General features: G+C 71.4%; 27 protein-coding genes and 1 pseudogene. 10 read left to right on the top strand and 18 right to left on the bottom strand.

Annotated features, from left to right (window positions below; translation table 11 throughout):
- Positions 1-160 precede the first annotated feature (160 nt).
- The 4 genes from IH80_RS45110 to IH80_RS0135335 all read right to left on the bottom strand — a co-directional run bounded on the left by IH80_RS45110 (position 161) and on the right by IH80_RS0135335 (position 4513).
- Positions 161-337: a hypothetical protein gene (locus IH80_RS45110; protein ID WP_158943778.1), complete on the bottom strand. Its 177-nt coding sequence runs from the start codon at positions 335-337 to the stop codon at positions 161-163.
- A 73-nt stretch (positions 338-410) separates the two neighbouring features.
- On the bottom strand, positions 411-1859 hold the full coding sequence (locus tag IH80_RS0135345) for an MFS transporter (protein WP_037882031.1): 1449 nt from the start codon (positions 1857-1859) through the stop codon (positions 411-413).
- Positions 1860-2061: 202 nt separating this feature from the next.
- Entirely contained in the window at positions 2062-2547 is a 486-nt protein-coding gene (locus tag IH80_RS0135340) for a MarR family winged helix-turn-helix transcriptional regulator (RefSeq protein WP_030965897.1), read from the bottom strand.
- A gap of 100 nt (positions 2548-2647) precedes the next feature.
- Positions 2648-4513, bottom strand: coding sequence for an AMP-dependent synthetase/ligase (locus IH80_RS0135335; protein WP_030965896.1), 1866 nt, complete (start codon positions 4511-4513; stop codon positions 2648-2650).
- Positions 4514-5099: 586 nt separating this feature from the next.
- Here IH80_RS0135335 and IH80_RS0135330 point away from each other — a divergent pair.
- Positions 5100-5720, top strand: coding sequence for a hypothetical protein (locus tag IH80_RS0135330; protein WP_030965895.1), 621 nt, complete (start codon positions 5100-5102; stop codon positions 5718-5720).
- A gap of 222 nt (positions 5721-5942) precedes the next feature.
- On the opposite strand, the pseudogene IH80_RS43100 reads toward IH80_RS0135330, so the two are convergent.
- From IH80_RS43100 to IH80_RS0135310, 3 genes and pseudogenes are all read right to left on the bottom strand, one after another.
- Positions 5943-6709 (bottom strand): annotated as a pseudogene (locus IH80_RS43100) (class I SAM-dependent methyltransferase).
- Positions 6710-6798: 89 nt separating this feature from the next.
- Positions 6799-7566, bottom strand: coding sequence for a helix-turn-helix domain-containing protein (locus IH80_RS0135315; protein WP_234432488.1), 768 nt, complete (start codon positions 7564-7566; stop codon positions 6799-6801).
- Positions 7567-7892: 326 nt separating this feature from the next.
- On the bottom strand, positions 7893-8300 hold the full coding sequence (locus IH80_RS0135310; RefSeq protein ID WP_234432487.1) for an ATP-binding protein: 408 nt from the start codon (positions 8298-8300) through the stop codon (positions 7893-7895).
- Between the two features lie 155 nt (positions 8301-8455).
- Between IH80_RS0135310 and IH80_RS0135305 the strand changes: the two genes are divergently transcribed.
- From IH80_RS0135305 to IH80_RS0135285, 5 genes are all read left to right on the top strand, one after another.
- Positions 8456-9313, top strand: a complete 858-nt coding sequence (locus IH80_RS0135305) for a helix-turn-helix domain-containing protein (RefSeq protein WP_030965890.1) — start codon at positions 8456-8458, stop codon at positions 9311-9313.
- The gene (locus tag IH80_RS0135300) at positions 9310-9501 is read left to right on the top strand and encodes a DUF397 domain-containing protein (protein WP_030965889.1); all 192 of its coding nucleotides are present in this window, start codon (positions 9310-9312) and stop codon (positions 9499-9501) included. Before IH80_RS0135305 ends, IH80_RS0135300 begins: the two co-directional genes overlap by 4 nt.
- An 81-nt stretch (positions 9502-9582) precedes the next feature.
- Positions 9583-9867, top strand: coding sequence for a hypothetical protein (locus IH80_RS0135295; RefSeq protein WP_030965887.1), 285 nt, complete (start codon positions 9583-9585; stop codon positions 9865-9867).
- Positions 9864-10184 (top strand): hypothetical protein, encoded by a 321-nt coding sequence (locus IH80_RS0135290; protein WP_030965886.1) that lies wholly within the window; start codon positions 9864-9866, stop codon positions 10182-10184. Before IH80_RS0135295 ends, IH80_RS0135290 begins: the two co-directional genes overlap by 4 nt.
- On the top strand, positions 10157-10495 hold the full coding sequence (locus IH80_RS0135285; protein WP_158943776.1) for a hypothetical protein: 339 nt from the start codon (positions 10157-10159) through the stop codon (positions 10493-10495). Before IH80_RS0135290 ends, IH80_RS0135285 begins: the two co-directional genes overlap by 28 nt.
- 81 nt (positions 10496-10576) lie before the next feature.
- On the opposite strand, the gene IH80_RS0135280 is transcribed toward IH80_RS0135285, so the two are convergent.
- The 5 genes from IH80_RS0135280 to IH80_RS0135255 form a co-directional block, all read right to left on the bottom strand.
- Complete coding sequence (locus IH80_RS0135280) at positions 10577-11917, bottom strand: dicarboxylate/amino acid:cation symporter (RefSeq protein ID WP_030965884.1); 1341 nt, start codon at positions 11915-11917, stop codon at positions 10577-10579.
- A gap of 371 nt (positions 11918-12288) precedes the next feature.
- The gene (locus tag IH80_RS0135270; RefSeq protein WP_051810277.1) at positions 12289-12561 is read right to left on the bottom strand and encodes a DUF4229 domain-containing protein; all 273 of its coding nucleotides are present in this window, start codon (positions 12559-12561) and stop codon (positions 12289-12291) included.
- Positions 12562-12857: 296 nt separating this feature from the next.
- Positions 12858-13382 carry a GNAT family N-acetyltransferase gene (locus IH80_RS0135265; protein WP_030965881.1) on the bottom strand — a complete coding sequence of 175 codons (525 nt, stop codon included), beginning with the start codon at positions 13380-13382 and terminating at the stop codon, positions 12858-12860.
- A gap of 97 nt (positions 13383-13479) precedes the next feature.
- Complete coding sequence (mqnE, locus tag IH80_RS0135260) at positions 13480-14643, bottom strand: aminofutalosine synthase MqnE (protein ID WP_030965880.1); 1164 nt, start codon at positions 14641-14643, stop codon at positions 13480-13482.
- Positions 14644-14704: 61 nt separating this feature from the next.
- Positions 14705-15160: an Lrp/AsnC family transcriptional regulator gene (locus IH80_RS0135255; protein WP_030026281.1), complete on the bottom strand. Its 456-nt coding sequence runs from the start codon at positions 15158-15160 to the stop codon at positions 14705-14707.
- A 122-nt stretch (positions 15161-15282) separates the two neighbouring features.
- Between IH80_RS0135255 and IH80_RS47010 the strand changes: the two genes are divergently transcribed.
- Positions 15283-15417, top strand: a complete 135-nt coding sequence (locus IH80_RS47010) for a hypothetical protein (RefSeq protein WP_257857992.1) — start codon at positions 15283-15285, stop codon at positions 15415-15417.
- Here IH80_RS47010 and IH80_RS0135245 read toward each other — a convergent pair.
- On the bottom strand, positions 15414-16118 hold the full coding sequence (locus IH80_RS0135245; protein WP_030965879.1) for a UbiX family flavin prenyltransferase: 705 nt from the start codon (positions 16116-16118) through the stop codon (positions 15414-15416). The genes IH80_RS47010 and IH80_RS0135245 overlap by 4 nt on opposite strands.
- 86 nt (positions 16119-16204) lie before the next feature.
- Here IH80_RS0135245 and IH80_RS0135240 point away from each other — a divergent pair, with 86 nt between their 5' ends.
- Positions 16205-16810: a rhomboid family intramembrane serine protease gene (locus IH80_RS0135240; protein WP_030965878.1), complete on the top strand. Its 606-nt coding sequence runs from the start codon at positions 16205-16207 to the stop codon at positions 16808-16810.
- On the opposite strand, the gene IH80_RS46535 is transcribed toward IH80_RS0135240, so the two are convergent.
- The 4 genes from IH80_RS46535 to IH80_RS0135220 all read right to left on the bottom strand — a co-directional run bounded on the left by IH80_RS46535 (position 16800) and on the right by IH80_RS0135220 (position 19877).
- Positions 16800-16946, bottom strand: coding sequence for a hypothetical protein (locus tag IH80_RS46535; RefSeq protein ID WP_234432486.1), 147 nt, complete (start codon positions 16944-16946; stop codon positions 16800-16802). The genes IH80_RS0135240 and IH80_RS46535 overlap by 11 nt on opposite strands.
- Positions 16947-17029: 83 nt before the next feature.
- The gene (mqnP, locus tag IH80_RS0135230) at positions 17030-17950 is read right to left on the bottom strand and encodes a menaquinone biosynthesis prenyltransferase MqnP (RefSeq protein ID WP_386393675.1); all 921 of its coding nucleotides are present in this window, start codon (positions 17948-17950) and stop codon (positions 17030-17032) included.
- Entirely contained in the window at positions 17950-18423 is a 474-nt protein-coding gene (locus IH80_RS0135225) for a hypothetical protein (RefSeq protein ID WP_030965875.1), read from the bottom strand. Before IH80_RS0135225 ends, mqnP begins: the two co-directional genes overlap by 1 nt.
- On the bottom strand, positions 18420-19877 hold the full coding sequence (locus IH80_RS0135220) for a menaquinone biosynthesis decarboxylase (protein WP_030965874.1): 1458 nt from the start codon (positions 19875-19877) through the stop codon (positions 18420-18422). Before IH80_RS0135220 ends, IH80_RS0135225 begins: the two co-directional genes overlap by 4 nt.
- 90 nt (positions 19878-19967) lie before the next feature.
- Here IH80_RS0135220 and IH80_RS0135215 point away from each other — a divergent pair, with 90 nt between their 5' ends.
- A complete protein-coding gene (locus IH80_RS0135215) occupies positions 19968-20312 on the top strand; it encodes a PLD nuclease N-terminal domain-containing protein (RefSeq protein ID WP_030965873.1) in 345 nt (114 codons plus the stop codon).
- 37 nt (positions 20313-20349) lie between these two features.
- Here IH80_RS0135215 and IH80_RS0135210 read toward each other — a convergent pair whose 3' ends face one another.
- Positions 20350-20721 (bottom strand): cupin domain-containing protein, encoded by a 372-nt coding sequence (locus IH80_RS0135210; RefSeq protein WP_030965872.1) that lies wholly within the window; start codon positions 20719-20721, stop codon positions 20350-20352.
- Positions 20722-20811: 90 nt separating this feature from the next.
- Between IH80_RS0135210 and IH80_RS0135205 the strand changes: the two genes are divergently transcribed.
- Positions 20812-21303: a MarR family winged helix-turn-helix transcriptional regulator gene (locus IH80_RS0135205; protein WP_051810275.1), complete on the top strand. Its 492-nt coding sequence runs from the start codon at positions 20812-20814 to the stop codon at positions 21301-21303.
- The last annotated feature ends 8 nt before the right edge of the window (positions 21304-21311 follow it).

Here is a 21311-nt window from a genome sequence, read left to right as displayed (position 1 = left end):
CCGGGTGGATCCCGCCCCTACGCCACCGCTCCAGCCGCTTCCGCGCCCCCGCCCCGCGGTTCGCCTACACCCCCCGTCTTCGGGGCGTCAAGACCCGAGATGCAGTGGCGTGACGGGGCGGGCGTGGCGGGGCGCAATGGTCGTACGAGATCCGGCCCGTTCAGATCGGCGGCCGGTCGGCGACATCGCTCACCCGCAGCCCCGAGGAGTACGTCATGACCAGCATCCACCGTCTCGCCCTGCTCAAGGCCGCCATCGCCGTGGGAGCCCTGCGCGTGGCGCCCGGCGTGATCGGCGACTCCCGGGAGCGCGCGGCCACCGGCACGCTCGTCCCCATGCGGCCCGCCACCCGGGGCGGGCCCGAGCGTCCCGGGCGGGTGTTGCTGCGCAGCCGCCGGGCCGCCGCCGTGTCAGGGCGCGGGCGTACGGGACGGGCGGCGCAGGACGGTGGCTGCGACGGCGAGAGCGGTGACGAGGAGGGCCGCGCCGACCGCGAACGCCAGGTGGTAGCCGCCGGTCAGGGCTTCCGAGGCGGGGTGGCCGGCGGTGGCGAGGGACTCGGTGCGGGAGGCGGCGAGGGTGGAGAGGACCGCGACGCCGAGGGCCATGCCGATCTGCTGGGTGGTGTTGAAGAGGCCGGACGCCAGACCCGCGTCCTCCTCCTTCGCGCCGGACATGCCCAGGGAGGTCAGGGCGGGCAGGGCGAGGCCGAAGCCGGCGGCGAGGAGCATCACGGGGAGCAGGTCGGTGACGTAGTCCGCCTGCCCCGCACTGCCGGGGATACGGGTCAGCAGGCCCAGTACGCCGATCAGGAGGACGATCCCGGCCAGGAGGACCCTGCGTTCGCCGAAACGGGCGTTGAGACGGGCCGAGACGGTCAGGGAGACCACGCCGATGACGGCCGCGGCCGGGAGCATCGCGAGGCCGGTCCGGGCCGCTCCGTAGCCGAGCACGTTCTGCATGTAGAGCGCGACGAGGATCTGGAAGGAGAAGAGGGCGGCGACCATCAGCATCTGGACCAGGTTGGCGCCGGTGACGCTGCGCGAGCGGAAGATCCGCAGGGGCATGAGCGGGCTCTGCGCGGTGGCCTGGCGGACGAGGAATCCGGCGAGCAGGGCGAGGGAGAGGGCGCCGAGGCCGAGGGTGTGGGCCGAGGCCGCTCCGTACTGGTCGATCTCGACGACGGTGTAGATCCCGAGCATCAGTCCGGAGGTGACGAGCAGGGCGCCGAGCGCGTCCGCTCCGGCCTTCAGGCCGAGGCCGCGGTCGCCGGGCAGGGTGGGGAGGGCGACGAGGACGGCCGCGATGCCGATGGGCAGGTTGATCAGGAAGATCCAGTTCCAGGCGAGCGCGTCGGTGAGCACGCCGCCGAGGACCTGGCCGATCGAGGCGCCGGCCGCGCCGGTGAAGCTGAACACCGCGATGGCCTTGGCCCGCTCGCGGGGCTCGGCGAAGAGCGTGACGAGGATGCCGAGACTGACGGCCGAGGCCATCGCGCTGCCGATGCCCTGGAGGAAGCGGGCGGCGATCAGGACCCCGGGGGACGCGGCGGCGCCCGCCAGGAGCGAGGCGGCGGTGAAGAGGCCGGTCCCGACGAGGAACATCCGCTTGCGGCCGATCAGGTCGCCGAGGCGGCCTGCGAGCAGGAGCAGGGAGCCGAAGGCGATGAGGTAGGCGTTGACGACCCAGCTCAGCCCGGCCGGGGTGAAGCCGAGGTCGCTCTGGATGGCCGGCATGGCGACGGTGACGATGCTGCCGTCGAGGACCGTCATGAGCATCCCGGTCGCCAGCACGCCGAGGGCGAGCCGGCGGGAGCGGGAGCTTGCCGGGGCGACGGCCGGCGCCGCCGTCGACGTCACCGCCCGGGCAGGCGCGACCTCGGGTGAGACCTCAGGAGCCCCCGCGGGGGCCTGCGTGGCTGCAGATGCGGAAGTGGCGGAAACGGGCACGGGCACGGACACGGCGGTCTCTCCTGTCGTCGGGAGCCAACAGGAACGACCGTAGCAGATAGTTTTGTTGCAGACTATCTTCTACGGATCCGAGTGCCACGTCGTCGCGCCGTCACCCCTTCTGCCGCGCCCTCCGCGCCGGCCGCGGCCCCTCGACCGGCGTCTCCAGATGCCCGGTCACCAGCCGGTTCAACGCACGCAGCAACACCTCGCGCTCCTCTGCGGGCAGTGAGTCCAGCGCACCGGCGTGAACGCCGTCGACGATCTTCTGGCTCTGCTTCACGGCCCTCACCCCCGCCTCGGTCACCGCGATGATCCGCGCCCGCCGGTCGGTGCTGGACGGCCGGCGCTCGGCCAGACCGGCCTTCTCCAGCGCGTCGACAGTGACCACCATCGTGGTCTTGTCCATGTCCCCGATCTCGGCGAGCTGCACCTGGGTGCGCTCCTCCTCCAAGGCGTGCACCAGCACGCAGTGCATGCGCGGGGTGAGCCCGATCTCGGCGAGCTGCGCGCTCATCCGGGTGCGCAGCACGTGACTGGTGTGGTCCAGGAGGAAGGACAGGTCCGGTTCGATGCCGGTGGGTGCCATGGCTGTCATGTCCACCAGCGTATCGACATTCGATCCGTCGCGGATTATCGACAAACGGACGACCCGCACCACCCCCGCGCCCGGCCCGCACCACGGACGGACCGCAGCCTCACCCCTCGCGCGGCCCCCGGTACAGCTCGTCGATGCGGTCGGCGTAGTCGCGCGCGATCGCGCCCCGCCTGAGCTTCAGCGACGGGGTCAGATGGCCGCGCGCCTCGGTGAAGTCGCCCGGCAGGACGGCGAACCGGCGGATCGACTCGGCCCTCGACACAAGCTGGTTCGCCTCGTCGACGGCCCGCTGCAGGTCGGCGAGCAGTTCCTCGTCCCGCACGAGTTCCCGCATCGGCACGTTCTGCTTCTTGTGCATCTGGCGCCAGTGCCACAGCCCGTCCGGCTCCAGGGTGATCAGCGCGGCGATGTACGGGCGGTTGTCGCCGACCACCATGCACTGCCCGACCAGTGGGTGCGCCCGCAGCCAGTCCTCCAGTGGTGCCGGGGCCACGTTCTTGCCGCCGGAGGTGATGATCAGGTCCTTCTTGCGGCCCGTGATGGTGAGGTACCCCTCCGCGTCGAGCTCCCCGATGTCGCCGGTGGCCAGCCAGCTGCCGTACGGGAGGGCCTGCCCGCTGTTCCAGTAGCCCGCGAAGACGTGCCGCCCGCCCAGCAGCACCTCCCCGTCCGGCGCGATGCGCACCGCCGTGCCCGGCAGCGGCCAGCCCACCGTGCCGAGCCGGGGCCGCAGCGGCGGGGTCACGGTGCTGGCGCCGGTCGTCTCCGTGAGCCCGTAGCCCTCGAAGACCTCGATGCCCGCGCCCGTGTAGAAGGCGGCGAGCCTGCGCCCCAGCGGTGATCCGCCGCTCAGGATGTAGCGGACGCGCCCGCCGAGCGCGGTCCGGATCCGCCGGTAGACGAGCGGGTCGTAGAGCGCCCGTGCGGCGCGCAGCATCGGCCCGGGCGCCTTGCCCTCGACGCTCTCGCCGAACCTGCGCGCGATGCGGGCGGCCCGGTCGAAGGACGAGGCGCGGCCCATCTTCTCGGCGGTGGCGCGGGCGGTGTTGTAGACCTTCTCCAGGACGTACGGGATGGCCAGCAGGAAGGTCGGGCGGAAGCCGGCGAGGTCGGCGAGGAGGTCCTCGGTACGGATGCTGGGCGCGTGCCCGAGCTTGACGCGGGCCCGCAGGCAGCCGACCGCGACCATCCGGCCGAAGACGTGGCTGAGGGGCAGGAAGAGCAGGGTCGAGGCCGGGTCCTTGCTGACCGACTTGAAGACGGGGTGCAGCAGCTCGATGGAGTTGTCCACCTCGGCGAAGAAGTTGGCGTGGGTGATGACGCAGCCCTTGGGCTGTCCGGTGGTGCCCGAGGTGTAGATGAGGGTCGCGACGGAATCGGGGGTCCGGTTGCCCCGCCGCGCGTGCACGAGGGCGTCGGGGATGCGCTCCCCCGCCTTCACCAGCCGGCCGATCGCGCCCGTGTCGAACTCCCACAGGTGTGCCAGCCACGGCAGGTTCGCCCGCTCGGCGCTGATGATGCGGGCCTGCGCGGTGTCCTCGACGGCGCAGGCCACGGCGCCGGAGTCCTGGATGATCCAGCGCGCCTGGAGGGCGGAGGAGGTGGGGTAGATCGGTACGGTGACCAGCCCGGCCGCCCATCCGGCGAAGTCGAGCAGGGTCCACTCGTAGGTGGTACGGGCCATGATGGCGAGCCGGTCGCCCTCGCGCAGTCCTTCGGCGATCAGGCCCTTGGCGACGGCGAGGACCTCGGCCGCGAACTCGGCGGCCGTGACGTCGTGCCAGGTCCCGTCGGCGTCCTTGCGGGCGAGCACGGCCTCGTGCGGGGCCTGCGCGGCGTTGTCGAAGGGGATGTCCCCGAGGGACCCGTGCGCGGGGGCGGGGGCGAGCGCGGGCACCCGCACCTCGCGCACCACTCCGTCGACGACCGTCCGGACGGGCTCCACCAGCTTCGGCTCCGCTTCCACGGTGCACCCTCCTCCGCTCCCACGAGTGTTACCGCCGGTAATTTACGGAGGCGCCACCACGTCCGACCAGTCCCCGGAGCCCTTCTTCACCGACGCTCCACGCCGCCACCGCCGCCACCGCACCGCGCGAGGGAATTGCGGAGAGCCGCCCCGACGGCCAGGTGGCGCCGCGGGGTCGCCGCCCGCGCGGGCCGGGCGAGCCGGGCGAGCCGTGCGGGCCGTGCGGGCCGTGCGGGCCACTCACCGGCCGGTCCGTCGGGCCTGCGGCTCCGCCGACCGCCCAGCCGGCCAATCCCCGCACCCTGCCGCCGTTCACAGCACCTCTCTGCCCCTCGCGATGAACCGGCCTTCCCGTGCCCGGGCGAGCCCCGTCCGCCACCAGCTCGCGTACGCGCTCCAGCAGATCGGAGCGGCGGTCCGCGCCAGCGGGCCACGGTCACCCCGCGCCCGCGCCGGAACTCCAGCACCCCCTCGTCACGCAGGGCCCGCACCTCAGGGCTGGTTGGGCAGAGGGCGATATTGCGCCGCGAGCTGCGGCGATGCCGTGCGAGACTCCTGCGACCGACCACGGAGGAACAGGCACCACATGCGCACCACCCTGACCGGACCCGGCTGGGCCCGGGCCGCGGCAGCCGTCGTCGGCGCGATACTCGTCGCCGGATGCGGTGGCGGCAGCGCCGTACCGCCGGGCGCGGCGACGCCCGCCGCACCCGCCGCACCCGCCCCGACGGCCTTCGGCAAGGAGGCCGTACGGGCCGACCTGGCTGCGGCCACCGCGGCCGCCGGCCTTCCCGGAGAAACGACGCCCCTGTCCCCGACACCTCCGGCCTCGCCCGACCCTGCCGACCCGCCGGCCACCGACAGGGAGCGGGCCCGGGACGAGGTGGAGGCGCGGATGGCGGCCTGTGAGGTCGGCTGGTCGTCACCGAACGGCCCGGGCTCCGCGCAGGACCGCGCCGGGGTCCGCAACCGGTTCCACGCCGCCCTCGCCGGCCTCGTGGAACGCGGCTGGAAGGAGTCCCGCCCCGTCGAGGAGGTGCCGGTCGGCAAGGGCACGATGGTCATGGCCCAGTACAAGAAGCAGGGATGGTCCCTCCACGCCCGCCACGTCGAATCGGGACTGCTGGACATGACCACCATGACGGCCACCGAGGACGCGTGCGCGGACGGCTTCACCGAGGCCGAGCTGGACCTCCTGGAGGACTGACCGGCGCCAGTGCGCGGATACTGTGACGGAACGTCCAGGCCGTGGCGGTCCAGCGCCGAAGTGTTCGAGCAGATCTCGACCCGGCACGGTGTCACCCCGGACGGGCGGGCCCACTTGGGCCTGCCGACGGCGGCGAAGCCGAAGCCGCTGTCCCCGCCCCCGTCGGTAACCAGGATCCCCTCCTCGGCGTGATGTGGCGGTCCGCTCCGACCGGTGCCGAGGTCACGCTGGACCGGCGGGCTGGGGACTGGTGGGCGTCGGCAGGGCCTCGACCACGAAGAAGAGGAACGTGGGCCTGCGCGTGAGGTCCCGGAAGCCGTCGGGGAACAGCTCGCGGGCGGCCGGGTCGGCCGGGGCTCTGCGATGACGGAGATGCGGAAGCCGGCAGAGGTGAAGGCGTCGGTCATCGCGTGCAGCGGCTTGCGCCAGAACCTCATCGGGGCGGACTGCCCGCCGATCACCCACTCGAAGGCGTAGTCGGTCGTCGCGAAGTAGTCGGGCCGGGGATCCTGGAAGGTGTAGGCGACGAACGGGTGGTCCACCGAGGCGAGCAGCCGACCGCCGGGCCTGAGCACGCGTCGCAGCTCGGCCAGTGTCGGCCCCCAGTCCTCCAGGTAGTGCAGGACGAGCGAGGCGATCACGTCGTCGAACTCACCGTCCGCGAAAGGCAGTCGGTCCCGCAGGTCGACGCGGTGCAACGCCACGCCCTCGCCGAGCCGCCGCCCGGCCAGGGCCAGCATCGCGGCGCTGACGTCCACGCCGGTGACGACGGCACCGCGGTCGCGCAGTGCCGCGGCCAGGGGGCCCGAGCCGCAGCCGGCGTCCAGGATCCGACGGCCGGCCACGTCCCCGGCCAGGGCCAGCATTGCGGGCCGCTCGTGGTGGGCGTTGACGAGGCTGTTCTCGTTCTCCGCCGCGTACGCCTCGGCGAAGCCGTCGTAGTCGTTCGCGGTGTTCTCGGGCTCGGGCAGGTCGGATAAGCGTTCCATCGTCGCAGCCTAGGTCGTTGCGTTCCGGTGGACGCCAGAGGAACGCGCCCGCGACCTTCCGGTGCCCGCAGATCCAGCCGTGGAGGCCCTTACGCCGCGACCGGTGGACAGCTTCTGCAGCGGCCCGGGGTCGGGGCGCGGAAGGCGCGGTCGCAGCCGTCGCAGTTCTGGAGCGGGTCCGGACGTGCGGGCGGCCGGGCCTCCGGGGCCGCTGGAGCGGGCGGCAGGTGCGGCGGGAGCAGGGCGGTGAGCCGGTACGCGAGGACGGATGCGGGGCGCCGCAGGTCCTCGGGCAGGCCCGCCGACAGGACCCGCGCGACGGCCTCGGGGTCCACGCCGCGCTCCAGCCAGGTCGAGACGTGCGGTGCGAGCCGTCGTACGTCGCGTTCGGCCAGCAGCAGCCGCGGGTCGCGCCGCCGCAGTCCGGCGAGCAGCTCGACGGCCCCGGGGTGCAGCGCCTGCGCTTCGGGGGCCGTCGCGACCTCCGGCTCCGGATCCGGGTCCGGATGCGGGTCCGGATGCGGGTCCGGATCCGGCTCCGGATCCGGTACGGGTTCCTCGCCCGGTGGCGGGGGCGGAGGCGGGGGTGGTTCGCCCGAGGCGGAGCCCGGCTTGTTGTACGAGTACGTGCGGGTCACCACCCGCCCGCCCTCCAGCCGCTCGCGCCGCCGCTCCAGGTAGCCGTGCCTCTCCAGCTCCCGCAGGGCGGATGCAATCCGCACCTCCCCCTCCGGGAAACGGCCGGCGAGGGCCTTGATGCCGACGGGGGCGCCGCCCGGCAGCGACTGGATGTACGCCGCGACGCCGATCGCCGTCGCGGACAGCTCCCGGTGCTGGAGGAGGTGGTTGCCGACCACGGTGTAGTGACTCGCGTGCCACGTGTTGACGTGGATGACACCGGATCGGGCGGTGCCGGAGGGAACTCGGGACGTGGCGCGCGAGGGCGCGCTAGGGTGCTGTGGAGCCATTGGGAAGCGGTGCTACTTCCTTGTTGGTCAGGCCCTCGGCCGGGATGCCAGTCCCACCGGGGGCCGTCTCATGTCTGGAGTTGTCGCGGCGAGCATATGCCCGCCAACCCACCCGAAATCCAGCTCAGTTGACACCTTTCACCCGACCGAGCGACGGGGGCCGGGTTTGGTTGGTGGGTTGGTTCTTTCCCCCGGTTCTTTGGGTCTTTATGCGTCTAAGCACGCCGGGTCGCGGACCCCCGTGACCCGGCCGTCAGGGGCACCTCCGCCCACACCACCTTGCCGGGCAGCGGCCCTTCCCTGACGCCCCAACGGTCCGCCAGCGCTTCCACGATGACCAGCCCGCGCCCCGCGTCGCGGATCCGCGGGATCCGGTCGCCGCGCGCGTCCGTCACCTCGATCAGCAGCACCTCCGGGGTCGCCGTGAGGGCGAGCCGGAAGTCCCGGCCGGGCACGCGCCCATGGGTCACGGCGTTGGCGGCGAGCTCCGCCACGACGTGCGCGGGTTCGATCAGGGGCAGCCCCCAGCCGCGCAGTTGCTCGACCGTCAGGAGACGGGCGAGACGGGCGGCGCGCGGGGTCGCGGACAGCTGGACCTGGAAATCGACGAGTTGAGGAATCACGTCACTCAGCGTGTCCGTGCGTGCGTACCGTGAGAAGCGGCACCGCCCGTGCGTCCCGGCTTTGTCCGGGGCTTGTCCGGCCCCGTCCCGACTGTCCGGACCGACCCGACGGGTACGAGGCGTTGCGTACATCGGCTCGTCGGAGGTGGGCGCGCATGGGCGTGGACAGTGACGGTACGGAAGAGCCCGGCTGGGACGTCGATCCGGAGGACGAACAGGGCGCGGCGGTGGTGGCCGCGCTGGGCCGCCAGCTCAGGGCATGGCGCGAGACGGCCGGCCTGCGGCCCGCGGACTTCGGGGCGGCCATCCAGTACGGGGAGGACCAGGTCCGCAAGGTCGAGTCGGGCAAACGGATCCCCCGCCCCGAGTACCTGGACAGGGCGGACGAGGTCCTGGACGCCGGGGGGCGGATCTCCGCGATGAAGGCGGACCTGGAGCAGGTCCGCTACCCGAAGAAGGTGCGGGACCTGGCGAAGCTGGAGGCGAGGGCCGTCGAGATCGGCTCGTACGGCAACCACAACATCCACGGCTTGTTACAGACCGAGGAGTACGCCCGCGCCCTGTTCGAGATGGCACAGCCCCCGCAGTCGCCGGAGGAGGTCGAGCGGGGCGTGGCAGCACGACTGGCCCGTCAGGCGATCTTCGACCGATCGCCAGGGCCGGCCCTCAGTTTCGTCCAAGAAGAGGTGACGCTTCGGCGCACCATCGGGGGCACAATGGTTCGGCGCGCTCAACTCGAACGGCTTTTGGAGTTGGGGCAGTTGCGGAACGTCACGATCCAGGTGATGCCGACCAACTGTGACGATCACGCCGGAATGGAGGGCCTGATCCAAGTGCTGAAGTTCGCAGACGGTTCGGCGGTTGGACGCGGTGAGGGCATCTTCAACGGCCGCCCGGTCTCCGACCCGAAGCAGCTCCGAATCCTTGATCTGCAATATGGCATGATCCGGGCCCAGGCTCTCTCGCCCCGGGAGTCACGGGCATTCGTCGAGAAACTGCTGGGAGAGACATGATCCACAATCCGGCGCTGGAGTGGTTCAAGAGCAGCTACAGCGACAGCAGCAACATCAACGACTGCGTCGAAGTGGCCGCCACCCCCGGCGCGGTCCTGGTCCGCGACTCCAAGGACATCCAGCGCGCCCACCTGGCCTTCGGCCCGCGCGCATGGGCCGGGTTCGTCGCCCACGCGTCCGGCGCCTGACGGAACCGCGCCTTCCCGCCCCGCGTCTCCCGATGGACGGTCGTCAACTGTGCCGCGACCCAGCTGCGCGGGGGCGCCGAGGTGCTCGGCGACGACCCGGCGCAGCTCACGGACGCCCAACGGGCCCTGGTGGAGGAGTCGCTCCAGGACCCCATGCAGAATGCGTTCATCGCCGCGGGCTGCCCGGCCCAGATCACGGCCGGGACGGGGTACGGCGACGTGCCGTCGGGACAGCCGGCCGACGCCCGGATGCGGGAGGTCACCGCCCGCTACGACGGCGGCCCGTACCGGCAGTCGGGCAGGGCCCAGGACTACGGCGATGAACTCGGCGACGCTCTCGGCAAGGTGAAGGACGCGATGCGATGACAGACGGCCACGGGACCACCGCCCCGCCCGGGGACCGCCGATGGGTGCCCTGGGTGTTCGGGCTGCCCCTCGCCCTCGTGCACGCCCTGAACGCCGTCCTCGTCTACGCCGCCGTGTTCCACGGCCCGCAGGCAGCATGGGACCACCAGGGGTACGAGGGCACGGCGGCGGCCGTCTTCCTCGCGCTGTGCCTGAGCCTGCTCGGGGTCGTGATCACGATCCTCCCGCCCGTCCGCAGGGCGCTGGGCCCTTGGTGGTTCGCGCCGCCGCTCGTGCTGGCGGTGATCGCGTGGGTTCGTATCGAGACGCTCGGCTGAGGCTCCCCCGGGAGGACGTCGACCTGCCCGAGGACCGCGGTTGCCTGCGCCTGGTGCTCGCCGTCCCGCTCGTCGCGCTGTACGTCCCCGCGGTGTACGCCTGCTGCCTCGCCCTGGCCGTGCGCCCCGACTCGCCCTACGACCGGCTGCGCGAGGACGCCCGCTTCATGGGCGGCTTCTCGGTGTTCCTGTGCCTGCTGGGCCTGCTGATCACCATCACCCCGCTCTACCGCCGCACGGTGACCCGCTGGTGGTTCGCCGCCCCCGTCCTGCTCGCGACGCTCGCCCACGTCCGCGCCACCACGGTCTGACACCCCCGCCAACCGGCGGACGGGCCACAGCCCCCGCCCGGACGGGGGCGGGGGCTGCGGCGCGTGCTGCGGGCGGACGGGTCAGGCGGTCGCGGCGGCCGGCTGCGGCACGGAGTCGACGACGGCCGGGGCCGCGGCGGGCTCGTCCAGCGGGGAGGCCGAGGCGTTCGCGTAGGCGTCCTTGTCCAGGATGCCCTCGCGGGCCGAGACGATGACCGGCACCAGCGCCTGACCTGCGACGTTCGTGGCCGTACGCATCATGTCCAGGATGGGGTCGATGGCCATCAGCAGGCCGACGCCGGCGAGCGGGAGGCCCAGGGTGGAGAGGGTCAGCGTCAGCATGACGGTGGCGCCCGTCAGGCCGGCGGTCGCGGCGGAGCCGATGACCGAGACGAAGACGATGAGCAGGTACTCCTTGATGCCCAGCTGCACGTCGAAGATCTGCGCGATGAAGATCGCGGCGAGCGCCGGGTAGATCGCGGCGCAGCCGTCCATCTTGGTGGTGGCGCCGAACGGGACGGCGAAGGAGGCGTACTCCTTCGGGACGCCGAGGCGTTCGGTGACCTTCTGGGTGACCGGCATGGTGCCGACGGAGGAGCGGGAGACGAAGGCCAGCTGGATGGCGGGCCAGGCGCCCTTGAAGAACTGGATCGGGTTGACCTTGGCGACCGTCGCGAGGAGCAGCGGGTAGACGCCGAACAGCACCAGGGCGCAGCCGATGTAGACGTCGGCGGTGAAGGTGGCGTACTTGCCGATCAGGTCCCAGCCGTACGTGGCGATCGCGGTGCCGATGAGGCCGATGGTGCCGATCGGGGCGAGGCGGATGACCCACCACAGGGCCTTCTGGAGGAGTTCCAGGGCGGACTCGGCGAGGTCGAGGACCGGCTTGGCCTTGGCGCCGAGCTGGAGGGCGGCGATGCCGGCGACGACCGCCAGGAAGACGATCTGAAGGACCTTCAGCTCGGTGAACGGCGTGACGATGTCGGTGGGCACGATGCCGGTCAGGAAGTCGATCCAGGAGCCGGTCTTCTTCGGGTCCTTGCCGTCGGCGGCGGTGAGGCCGGTGCCCGCGCCGGGGTCGGTCAGCAGACCGATGCCGATGCCGATGCCGACCGCGATCAGCGAGGTGATCATGAACCAGAGGAGGGTGCGGGAGGCGAGGCGTGCCGCGTTGTTCACCTTCCGGAGGTTGGTGATCGACACCAGGATCGCGAAGAAGACGAGCGGGGCGATGGCCAGCTTCAGCAGCTGGACGAAGATGTCGCCGGTCTTCTCCAGGGTGGTGGCGAGCCAGCTGACGTCCTGGCTGCGGGCTATCCAGCCGAAGAGGACTCCGAGGGCCAGACCGGCGACGATCTGGGCCCAGAAGGGGAACTTGAACGAGGCCTTGGCAGGGGCCTGTGGGGTCGCGGACACGGACACTCTCCGGGGGTGGCGCACGTAGTGAGGGGGGTGGTTCTGCATGGTGTTGCGGTGCGGCAGCAGCCAGGAAGGGCCGGCCGGGACCGCTGCTGTATCGATTCAGCTCAACAGCAACAGGCCGCGGACGCGCGGCGGCAGAGGTCGACGTGCAGGCGCATCACGAGCGGGACGCTCGTGGTCATCGGGTGCGCAGCTGTGGTCAACATGTTGAACACGCTAACACTTCTCCTTTGAGAATCTCAAAGGGGTGCTTTGAGACAGCGGCCTGCTGGGCCCTCTTGCGCGGGCCGGGAAAACACCACCGCCCCAGCGTTACGGGCGGTATACCCGGTGCTGGGGCGGTTCGATGTGTGATGAAGCCAACTGTGCCGTTACGAGCCGACGCGCGCCGCGTCGTCCGCGTCGTCCTCCTGGCTGCGGTTGTCGGCGAGCTTCTGCTTCGCACCCGCGACGCGCCCGGAGATCTGCGCGGACATCTCGTCGCGCTGCTTGCGCAGGAGGACGAAGGAGAGCGGGGCGGAGAGCACGAGGGCGAGCAGCACGACCCAGGCGCCGTTGGCGTCGCCGAGTCCGGCGGGGACCAGGCCGAAGTGGACGAGGACGGCGACGACGGCGAGGCAGCCGACGAAGATGCCCAGGCGCATCGCGGTGTATCGGATCGTTGCGCTCGGCTTGAGGGACACGGTGACCCCTTCTCTCTCGTCGTGGTCGTCAGGTCGTGCGGCGCACGGTGCCCGTCCAGTGAAGCACGCCGGGACCCGCCCGCGGCCCGCCGGGGTGCGGAGGCCGCCCCCGCCGGGCGCGGCGGAGGCCACCCGCGCCGGACCGGGTGCAGCGGCCGTACGGGCGCGGAGGCGGTCGGCCCCGCGGGCGGCGGCCGTACGGGCGCGGAGGCGGTCGGCCCCGCGGGCAGCGGCCGTACGGGCGCGGAGGCGGCCCGTCAGTGGAGCGGCAGCAGCATCACGATGTCGTCGCGGTCGTCGCCGGGGGCCACCCGGATGGCGCCGGGGACGCGGCCGACCTCCTTGTAGCCGCAGGAGGAGTAGAAGTGCTCCAGGCCGAGGCCCCCGCGGCAGGTGAGGCGGACGGCGTCGATGCCCTCGATGGAGCGGGCGGCCGCCTCGGTCGCCGCCATGAGGTCGCGCCCGTACCCCTTGCCCTGGTGGCGGGGGTGGACCATCACCGTGTAGGCCCAGAGCCAGTGCCGCTGGAGCCGATGGGTGTTGTGGGTGAGGAAGGCGGTGGCGGCGACCGCGTCGTCCTCGTCGTGCCCGACGAGGAGCCGGCAGCTGCCGTCGGCGATGCCGGCGAGGTGCTTGCCGAGCGAGGGGCGCACGTCGTCGTGGGTGACCGGGGGTACGAAGCCCACGGCGCCGCCCGCGTTGGAGACGTCGGTCCAGAGCTCCAGGATTCCCCCGCACAGGGAGGGTCCGACGATCGGATCCAGGGTGAACGTAAGGGTCATTGGTGGAGTTTACTTATTACTCGATCGGCCCGTCCAGAAAAAGCCGAACCCCGGCCCAGGGGCCGGGGTCGACGTACCGGGAGAAGGTCCGGCGCGGTCAGACGCGCATCGCCTGCGGGGTCTCGCGCAGGTCCGCGTCCGGACCCGGGTACTCGCGGATGATCTCGTAGCGCGTGTTGCGCTCGACCGGCCGGAAGCCGGCCTCACGGATCAGCTCCAGCAGGTCCTCGCGGCCCAGCTTGTTCGGGGTGCCGTAGTTGTCCGCATCGTGCGTGATCTTGTACTCGACGACCGAGCCGTCCATGTCGTCCGCACCGTGCTGGAGCGCGAGCTGGGCGGTCTGCACGCCGTGCATCACCCAGAAGACCTTGACGTGCGGCACGTTGTCGAAGAGCAGTCGCGAGACGGCGAAGGTCTTCAGGGCCTCGGCGCCGGTGGCCATCGTCGTGCGCGCCTGGAGCTTGTTGCGCACCTTGCCGTCCTGCATGTCCACGAAGTCGTGCTGGTAACGCAGCGGGATGAAGACCTGGAAGCCGCCGGTCTCGTCCTGGAGCTCGCGCAGCCGCAGCACGTGGTCCACGCGGTGGCGCGGCTCCTCGATGTGCCCGTACAGCATCGTCGAGGGGGTCTTGAGACCCTTCGCGTGCGCGAGACGGTGGATGCGCGACCAGTCCTCCCAGTGGGTGCGGTGGTCGACGATGTGCTGGCGGACCTCCCAGTCGAAGATCTCCGCGCCGCCGCCGGTGAGCGACTCCAGGCCGGCCTCGATCAGCTCGTCCAGGATGTCCGAGGCGGACATCCCGGAGATCGTCTCGAAGTGGTGGATCTCGGTCGCCGTGAACGCCTTCAGCGAGACGTTCGGCAGCGCCTTCTTCAGCTCGGAGAGCGAGCGGGGGTAGTAGCGCCACGGCAGGTTCGGGTGCAGGCCGTTGACGATGTGCAGCTCGGTGAGGTTCTCCGTCTCCATGGCCTTGGCCAGGCGCACGGCCTCCTCGATGCGCATCGTGTACGCGTCCTTCTCGCCCGGCTTGCGCTGGAACGAGCAGTACGCGCACGACGCGGTGCACACGTTCGTCATGTTGAGGTGGCGGTTGACGTTGAAGTGGACGACGTCACCGTTCTTGCGCGTGCGCACCTCGTGGGCGAGGCCACCGAGCCAGGCCAGGTCGTCCGACTCGTAGAGGGCGATGCCGTCCTCACGGGTCAGCCGCTCGCCGGAGCGGACCTTCTCCTCCAGCTCACGCTTGAGCCCAGCGTCCATGTACCGGTCGCCTCCTCTAGATGCCTCTTGCCTGTCCTGCAAACCCTGACCAACCGTACTCTCAGGCTTCCTCGGGCAGCTCCCCGACCCGGTTCTCCCACTTCGTGGAGAGCACGATGGTGGTGCGGGTGCGCGAAACGCCCTTGGTGCCGGAGAGCTTGCGAATGATCTTCTCCAGGCCGTCCACGTCGCTGGCACGCACCTTGAGCATGTACGAGTCGTCGCCGGCGATGAACCAGCAGTCCTCGATCTCCGCGAGGTCGCGCAGTCGCCGGGCCACGTCCTCGTGGTCGGCGGCGTCGGAGAGGGAGATGCCGATCAGCGCGGTGACGCCGAGGCCGAGCGAGGCGGAGTCGACCGTCGCGCGGTAGCCGGTGATGACACCGGCCGTCTCCAGGCGGTTGATGCGGTCGGTGACGCTGGGGCCGGAGAGGCCCACGAGACGGCCCAGCTCCGCGTACGAGGCGCGGCCGTTCTCCCGAAGTGCCTGGATGAGCTGCCTGTCCACCGTGTCCATTACGTGGAGCCTTCCATTATTCGGCGATACTGCAAGTCTAGGTATAGAATCTAAGGCACACAGGGTCAACACCCTGCGATTTCTTTCAGCAGATCAATAACGATCTTCAGGAGTGGTACACCGTGTTCACGATCGAGATGGCGCACGCACACATGCGACAGCTCCAGGAGCTGGCCAACCGATCCCGAGCCCACCAGCCCGCCGCGGCCGTCCGCGTCGACAAGGCCCGCAAGCCGCTGGGCCGCAAGAAGGCCTAGTCACCGGCCGCGTCACCACCGTTCGCGTCCCGGGGAGCGCGGGAGCCTCCCAGCTCCCCCTCCCAACGGCGGTACAGCCGGTGCGGCACCCCTGCCGCGTCCAGCACCCGCCCCGCGACGAAATCCACCAGGTCCTGGATGTGCGTCGCACCCGCGTAGAACGCCGGAGAGGCGGGCAGCACGACCGCGCCCGCCTCGTCCAGCGCCACCAGGTGCTTCAGCGTCTGCCCGTTCAGCGGGGTCTCCCGCACCGCGACCACCAGCCGGCGCCGCTCCTTGAGCGTCACGCTCGCCACGCGCTGGAGCAGGTCCTTCGACAGCCCGAGCGCCACCCCCGCCACACAGGCCGTGGACGCCGGGACGATCAGCATCCCCTTGACCGGGTACGAGCCCGAGCTCGGGCCGGCCGCCAGGTCCCCGGCACCCCAGTACCGGACGTCCGCGCCGGCCGCCAGGCCCTCGAAGGTCGCCGGCTTGCCGTCGGCCCCGCGTGCCAGCCACTCCGCGAGGTCCTCGCGCCAGTGCGCGTCACGGAAGGCGATGCCGGTCTCGTCCAGCAGGGTGAGGCGCGAGGCCCGGCTCACGACCAGGTCGACGCTCTCCCCCGCGGCGAGCAGCCCGCGGAGCACCGCCGCCGCGTAAGGCGTCCCGGACGCTCCGGAAACCCCGACCACCCACGGGGTGCGATTGCGCTCTGTCATACCTCCGAGACTATCCGGCCACGCCCGGCGGGCACTCAGTAAGGTGACCGCACGTTCCCGTCAGGGGAGCCACGAAGGGGGCGAAGATGAGCACGACGGTGGATACCGGCCGGACGCGGACCGAGCGGACCAGGACGGCAGCCCAGCTGATGCTGGGCTGGGTGGCCCTGCTGTGGGTGCTGGAGGCCGTCGACTACGCCACGGGCCACGCCCTCGACCAGTACGGGATCGTCGCCCGCGACCCGGACAGCCTCACCGGCGTCGTCACCTCGGCCTTCCTCCACTTCGGCTTCGACCACGTCGCCTCCAACAGCGTCCCGCTGCTGGTCCTCGGCTTCATCGTCGCCCTGTCCGGGATCCGCCGGTTCCTCGCGGTGTCCGGCCTGATCCTGCTGGCCGACGGCCTCGGCACCTGGCTGATATCCCCGTCCGGGACCATGACGCTGGGTGCCTCCGGCATCGTCTTCGGCCTCTTCGGCTACCTGCTCGTACGGGGCTTCGTCGAGCGCAAGGCGCTGGGCATCGCGGTGGCCGTCGGAGTCGCGGCCGTCTGGGGGACCACGGTCGTCTCCGGCATCCTCCCGACGGACTCGGGCGTCAGCTGGCAGGGCCACCTGTGCGGCCTGGTGGCCGGCGTCGTGACGGCCCTCTACTTCCGCCGCCCGGCCCCCCGCCCGGCCGTCACGGCCTGACGACGGAAGGATCCACGGGCAGGCCCGAGGTGTCGATCACGAGCCCGCCGATGCCGGTCTCGACGGTGACCTCGCCGCCGTACGGGATGGTGTCCCGGCCCCGGTGACCGTCCGGGCCGGGGTTCCACAGGGTCACGCAGTGCGCCCTGTACGGGTCGAAGATCAGGTGGTGCGGGATCCCGCGCCGGGCGTAGGCCCGGTCCTTGACACTCCTGCGAGCTACAGGCCCAGGCCGCGGGCCACGAGGTCGGCCAGCGCGCACACGAAGAGGGCGATGCCGATGAAGCCGTTGACCGTGAAGAAGGCCCGGTTCAGGCGGGACAGGTCGTGCGGCGTCACGATGGTGTGCTCGTAGACGAAGGCGACGACGACGATCGCCAGGCCGGCCCAGAACAGCGGGCCGGCGTCCGTGGCCAGCGCGTACCAGACCAGCAGGGCCGTGGTCACGACGTGCGAGCCGCGCGCACCCCAGAGGGCGGCCGGGACGCCGAAGCGGGCCGGGACGGACTTGACGCCCTCGGCACGGTCGGCGGCCACGTCCTGGCAGGCGAAGATCAGGTCGAAGCCGCCGATCCACACGCCGACCGCGAGGCCCAGTATCACCGCGTCCCAGGACCACTCGCCGGTGATCGCCAGCCAGGCCCCGACGGGGCCCATCGCCTGGGCCAGGCCCAGGATGGCGTGCGGGAAGTCCGTGAACCGCTTGCCGTACGGGTAGACCACCATCGGCACGACGGCGACCGGCGCCAGCGCCAGGCACAGCGGGTTCAGCAGGGCCGCCGAGCCGAGGAAGACCACGAGTGCGATCCCCGCGCCGGTCCAGGCGGAACGCACCGACACCGCGCCGGTGACCAGCTCGCGCCCCGCGGTCCGCGGATTGCGGGCGTCGATCTCGCGGTCGATGATCCTGTTCGCGGCCATGGCGAAGGTCCGCAGCCCCACCATGCACACGGTGACGAGCAGCAGCCTGCCCCAGTGCACGGTCCGGTCGAGCTGGAACATGGCGGTCAGCGCCGCGATGTAGGCGAACGGCAGGGCGAAGACCGAGTGCTCGATCATCACCAGCCGCAGGAAGGCCCTGACCTTGTTGGCGGCCTCCGGCGCGGGCCCCTGTCCGACCACTCCATCGGCGGTGGTCATCATGCGAGGTCCCTCCGGAACCGTTCGAGTCCGGCCAGCAGTTCCGCCGCCGGCAGCGCGCCGAGGTCCAGCGTCCGGGCGGCAGGCCCGTCCTCCTCGCCCTCGGGCGGGGTGACGTGCGCGGTGACCTTCCAGTCGGCGCCGGCGGGCCGGGCGTCCAGGCGCAGGAAGTTTCCGGCCTCCACGGTGAACGGCTCGGCCGCGGCCAGGGCCTGCTGGAGCTGCTCCGCGAAGGCGTCCGCCTCCGTGTCCCGGGCGCCGGGCAGTTCGAAGCCGTCGCCCTCGCCCTCCGCGTCGTACATCAGCGTCCAGACGTCACCGGGGCCGGCGAACTCCTCCGGGCTCACGCCGGCCTCACGGGCCGCGACGATCACGCCGGGCTGGGTCGGGTCGATCTTCGGGCGCGCCAGGAGCACGTACGTCCCGGAGGTGCCGAGGTTCAGTTCGGGGCCCTCGACGGCGATGGGGCTCACAGGCCGTACTCCTTCCAGCGGCGGTCCACGAGGGCCGCGGTCGCGGGGTCGGACTCCACCATGTCGGGCCAGCCGCCGTCGCGGGTGTAACCCTCCTCGGGCAGCTTCTTCGTCGCGTCGATGCCCGCCTTGCCGCCCCAGAACTGCTGGTAGGAGGCGTGGTCGAGGTGGTCCACCGGGCCCTCGACGACGGTGAGGTCGCGGGAGTAGTCCGTATTGCCGAGGGCCCGCCAGGACACCTCGTGCAGGTCGTGGACGTCGCAGTCCTTGTCGACCACGATGATCAGCTTGGTCAGCGACATCATGTGGGCGCCCCAGATGGCGTGCATGACCTTCTGCGCGTGCTTCGGGTACTTCTTGTCGATCGAGACGATCGCGCAGTTGTGGAAACCGCCCGACTCGGGCAGGTGGTAGTCCACGATGTCCGGGACGATGATCTTCAGCAGCGGCAGGAAGAACCGCTCCGTCGCGCGGCCCAGCGGGCCGTCCTCGGTCGGCGGGCGGCCCACCACGATCGACTGCAGCAGCGGCCGCTTGCGCATCGTGATGCAGTCGATCTTCAGGGCCGGGAAGGGCTCCTGCGGGGTGTAGAAGCCGGTGTGGTCGCCGAAGGGACCCTCCGGGAGCATCTCCCCGGGCTCCAGCCAGCCCTCGACGACGACCTCGGCGTGGGCCGGGACCTGCAGCGGAACGGTCTTGCAGTCGACCATCTCGATCCGCTTGCCGGCGACGAAGCCGGCGAAGAGGTACTCGTCGATGTCGCCCGGCAGCGGCGCGGTGGACGCGTAGGTGACGGCGGGCGGGCAGCCGAAGGCGATGGCGACCGGCAGCCGCTCGCCCTTGGCCGCGGCGACGGCGTAGTGGTTGCGGCTGTCCTTGTGGATCTGCCAGTGCATGCCGATGGTGCGCTTGTCGTGGCGCTGCAGCCGGTAGAGGCCGAGGTTGCGCACGCCCGTCTCGGGGTGCTTGGTGTGGGTCAGGCCGAGGTTGAAGAAGGAGCCGCCGTCCTTGGGCCAGGTGAAGAGGGCCGGCAGCAGGTCCAGGTCGACGTCGTCGCCGGTGAGGACGACCTCCTGGACGGGCGCGGAGTCGCCCTTCACCTTCTTCGGCGGCACGTGGACCATCGAGCCGAGCTTGCCGAAGGCCTCACGGACCCCGATGAAGCCCTGCGGCAGCTCGGGCTTGAGCAGGCCGCCGATCTTCTCGCTGATCTCGGCGTAGGACTTCAGGCCGAGGGCCTTCAGGAGGCGGCGGTCGGTGCCGAAGACGTTCATGGCCAGCGGCATCGCCGAGCCCTTGACGTTCTCGAAGAGCAGCGCGGGACCGCCCGCCTTGTTCACTCTGTCGACGATCTCCCCGACCTCCAGGTACGGGTCGACTTCGGCCTTGATGCGCTTGAGGTCGCCCTCTCGCTCCAGAGCCCGGAGCAGCGAGCGGAGATCGTCGTAAGCCATAGGGGTCAGTATCCGTCACCAACTACGCTGGGAGGGTCACCGGGGCCCCTTGCGGGTCCGCCGCCACTGCCCGGGAGTCGGTCCCACACCGTGCTGCGCTATCTGCCGTTCCTGCTGATCATCGCGCTGACCATCTACGCCTTCATCGACTGCCTGAACACGCCGGAGGAAGAGGTCAAGCACCTCCCCAAGGCGATGTGGGTGATCATCATCCTGCTCTTTTCCATCGTGGGGCCGGTGGTGTGGCTGTTCGCGGGCAAGAAGCGGGTGGCCGCCGGCGGTGGCGGGCGCGGACCCCGGGGGCGCACCCAGTGGGTGGCTCCCGACGACAATCCGGAGTTCCTGAAGTCCCTGCGCGAGGAGCAGGAGAACAAGGAGCGCGAGGACCGCGACCGCAAGGACCGCGACAAGGACAACGGCAGGGACGCCGACTAGCCGGCGGCGGCGGTTCCGTCACCCGTGCGCACGGGGCCTAGCGGGCCCACGGGAGCACGCGGGGGGCCTCCTCGCCCGGCACCGACACCACACCGTCCGCGCGCATCGTGACGTGGGCGCGGAAGGTCTCGGTGGCGTGGATCCGGCGCGGTACGTCCGCCGGCAGGACCAGCGTCCGGCCCGCGGCGACCCTCTCGGTGCGGCCGTCGCAGGTGACCTCCAGGGAGCCGGCGGTGAGGGTCCAGACCTGCTCGCGGCTGACGGAGTGCTCGGGGCCGGTGGCGCCCTCGGGCATGTCGACCTGCCAGGTACTGAGCTCGGAGCTGCCGCGGCTGGGGGTGGCGAGCGCGGTCATGGTGGCGTTCGGGGTGGTGGTGACGTTCTCGGGGGAAACGGCGATCACGTGCACGGCGGGGCCTCGATTTCTTCGACGACTGAGTCAAGGTGCTTTACTCGCAATGAGTAAAGCACCTTGACACAGCCGTGTCACCATATTTGTGTGACGAGAGACGACTACGCCGACGTCGAGCTGACCTTCCTGCTCGGCCTGGGCTTCCAGCTGGTGCTGGGGGAGTTCACCCGGCGCCTGGCCGAGGTGGGGCAGGGCGACCTGCGGCCCGTGCACGGCATGGCCTTCCAGGCCCTGCAGGGCGGCGGCGCCACCGCCACCGAGCTCGCCGAACGGCTCGGGGTGACCAAACAGGCCGCCGGGCAGATCGTCGACGACCTGGAGCGGCGCGGCTACGTCCGCCGCGAGCCGCACCCGGAGGGCGGCCGCCGCAGGCTGGTGGTCCTGACCGGCGCCGCCCGGGAACACCTCTCCGTCGCGGGCCGGGTCCTGCACCAGCTGGAGGACGAGCTCGCGGGCACCGCGGACCTCGCCGCCCTGCGCCGGGAGCTGGGCCATGTCGTGCGCGCGCTCCACGGGGAGGACGGGCTGCCGCCCCTGCGCCCCTGTCTCTTATACACATCTGACGCTGCCGACGAATAGAGAAGTGT

It is taken from the genome of Streptomyces sp. NRRL S-378 (assembly GCF_000720645.1).
Taxonomy (GTDB): domain Bacteria; phylum Actinomycetota; class Actinomycetes; order Streptomycetales; family Streptomycetaceae; genus Streptomyces.
This window is presented reverse-complemented; position numbering and strand designations above follow the sequence as displayed.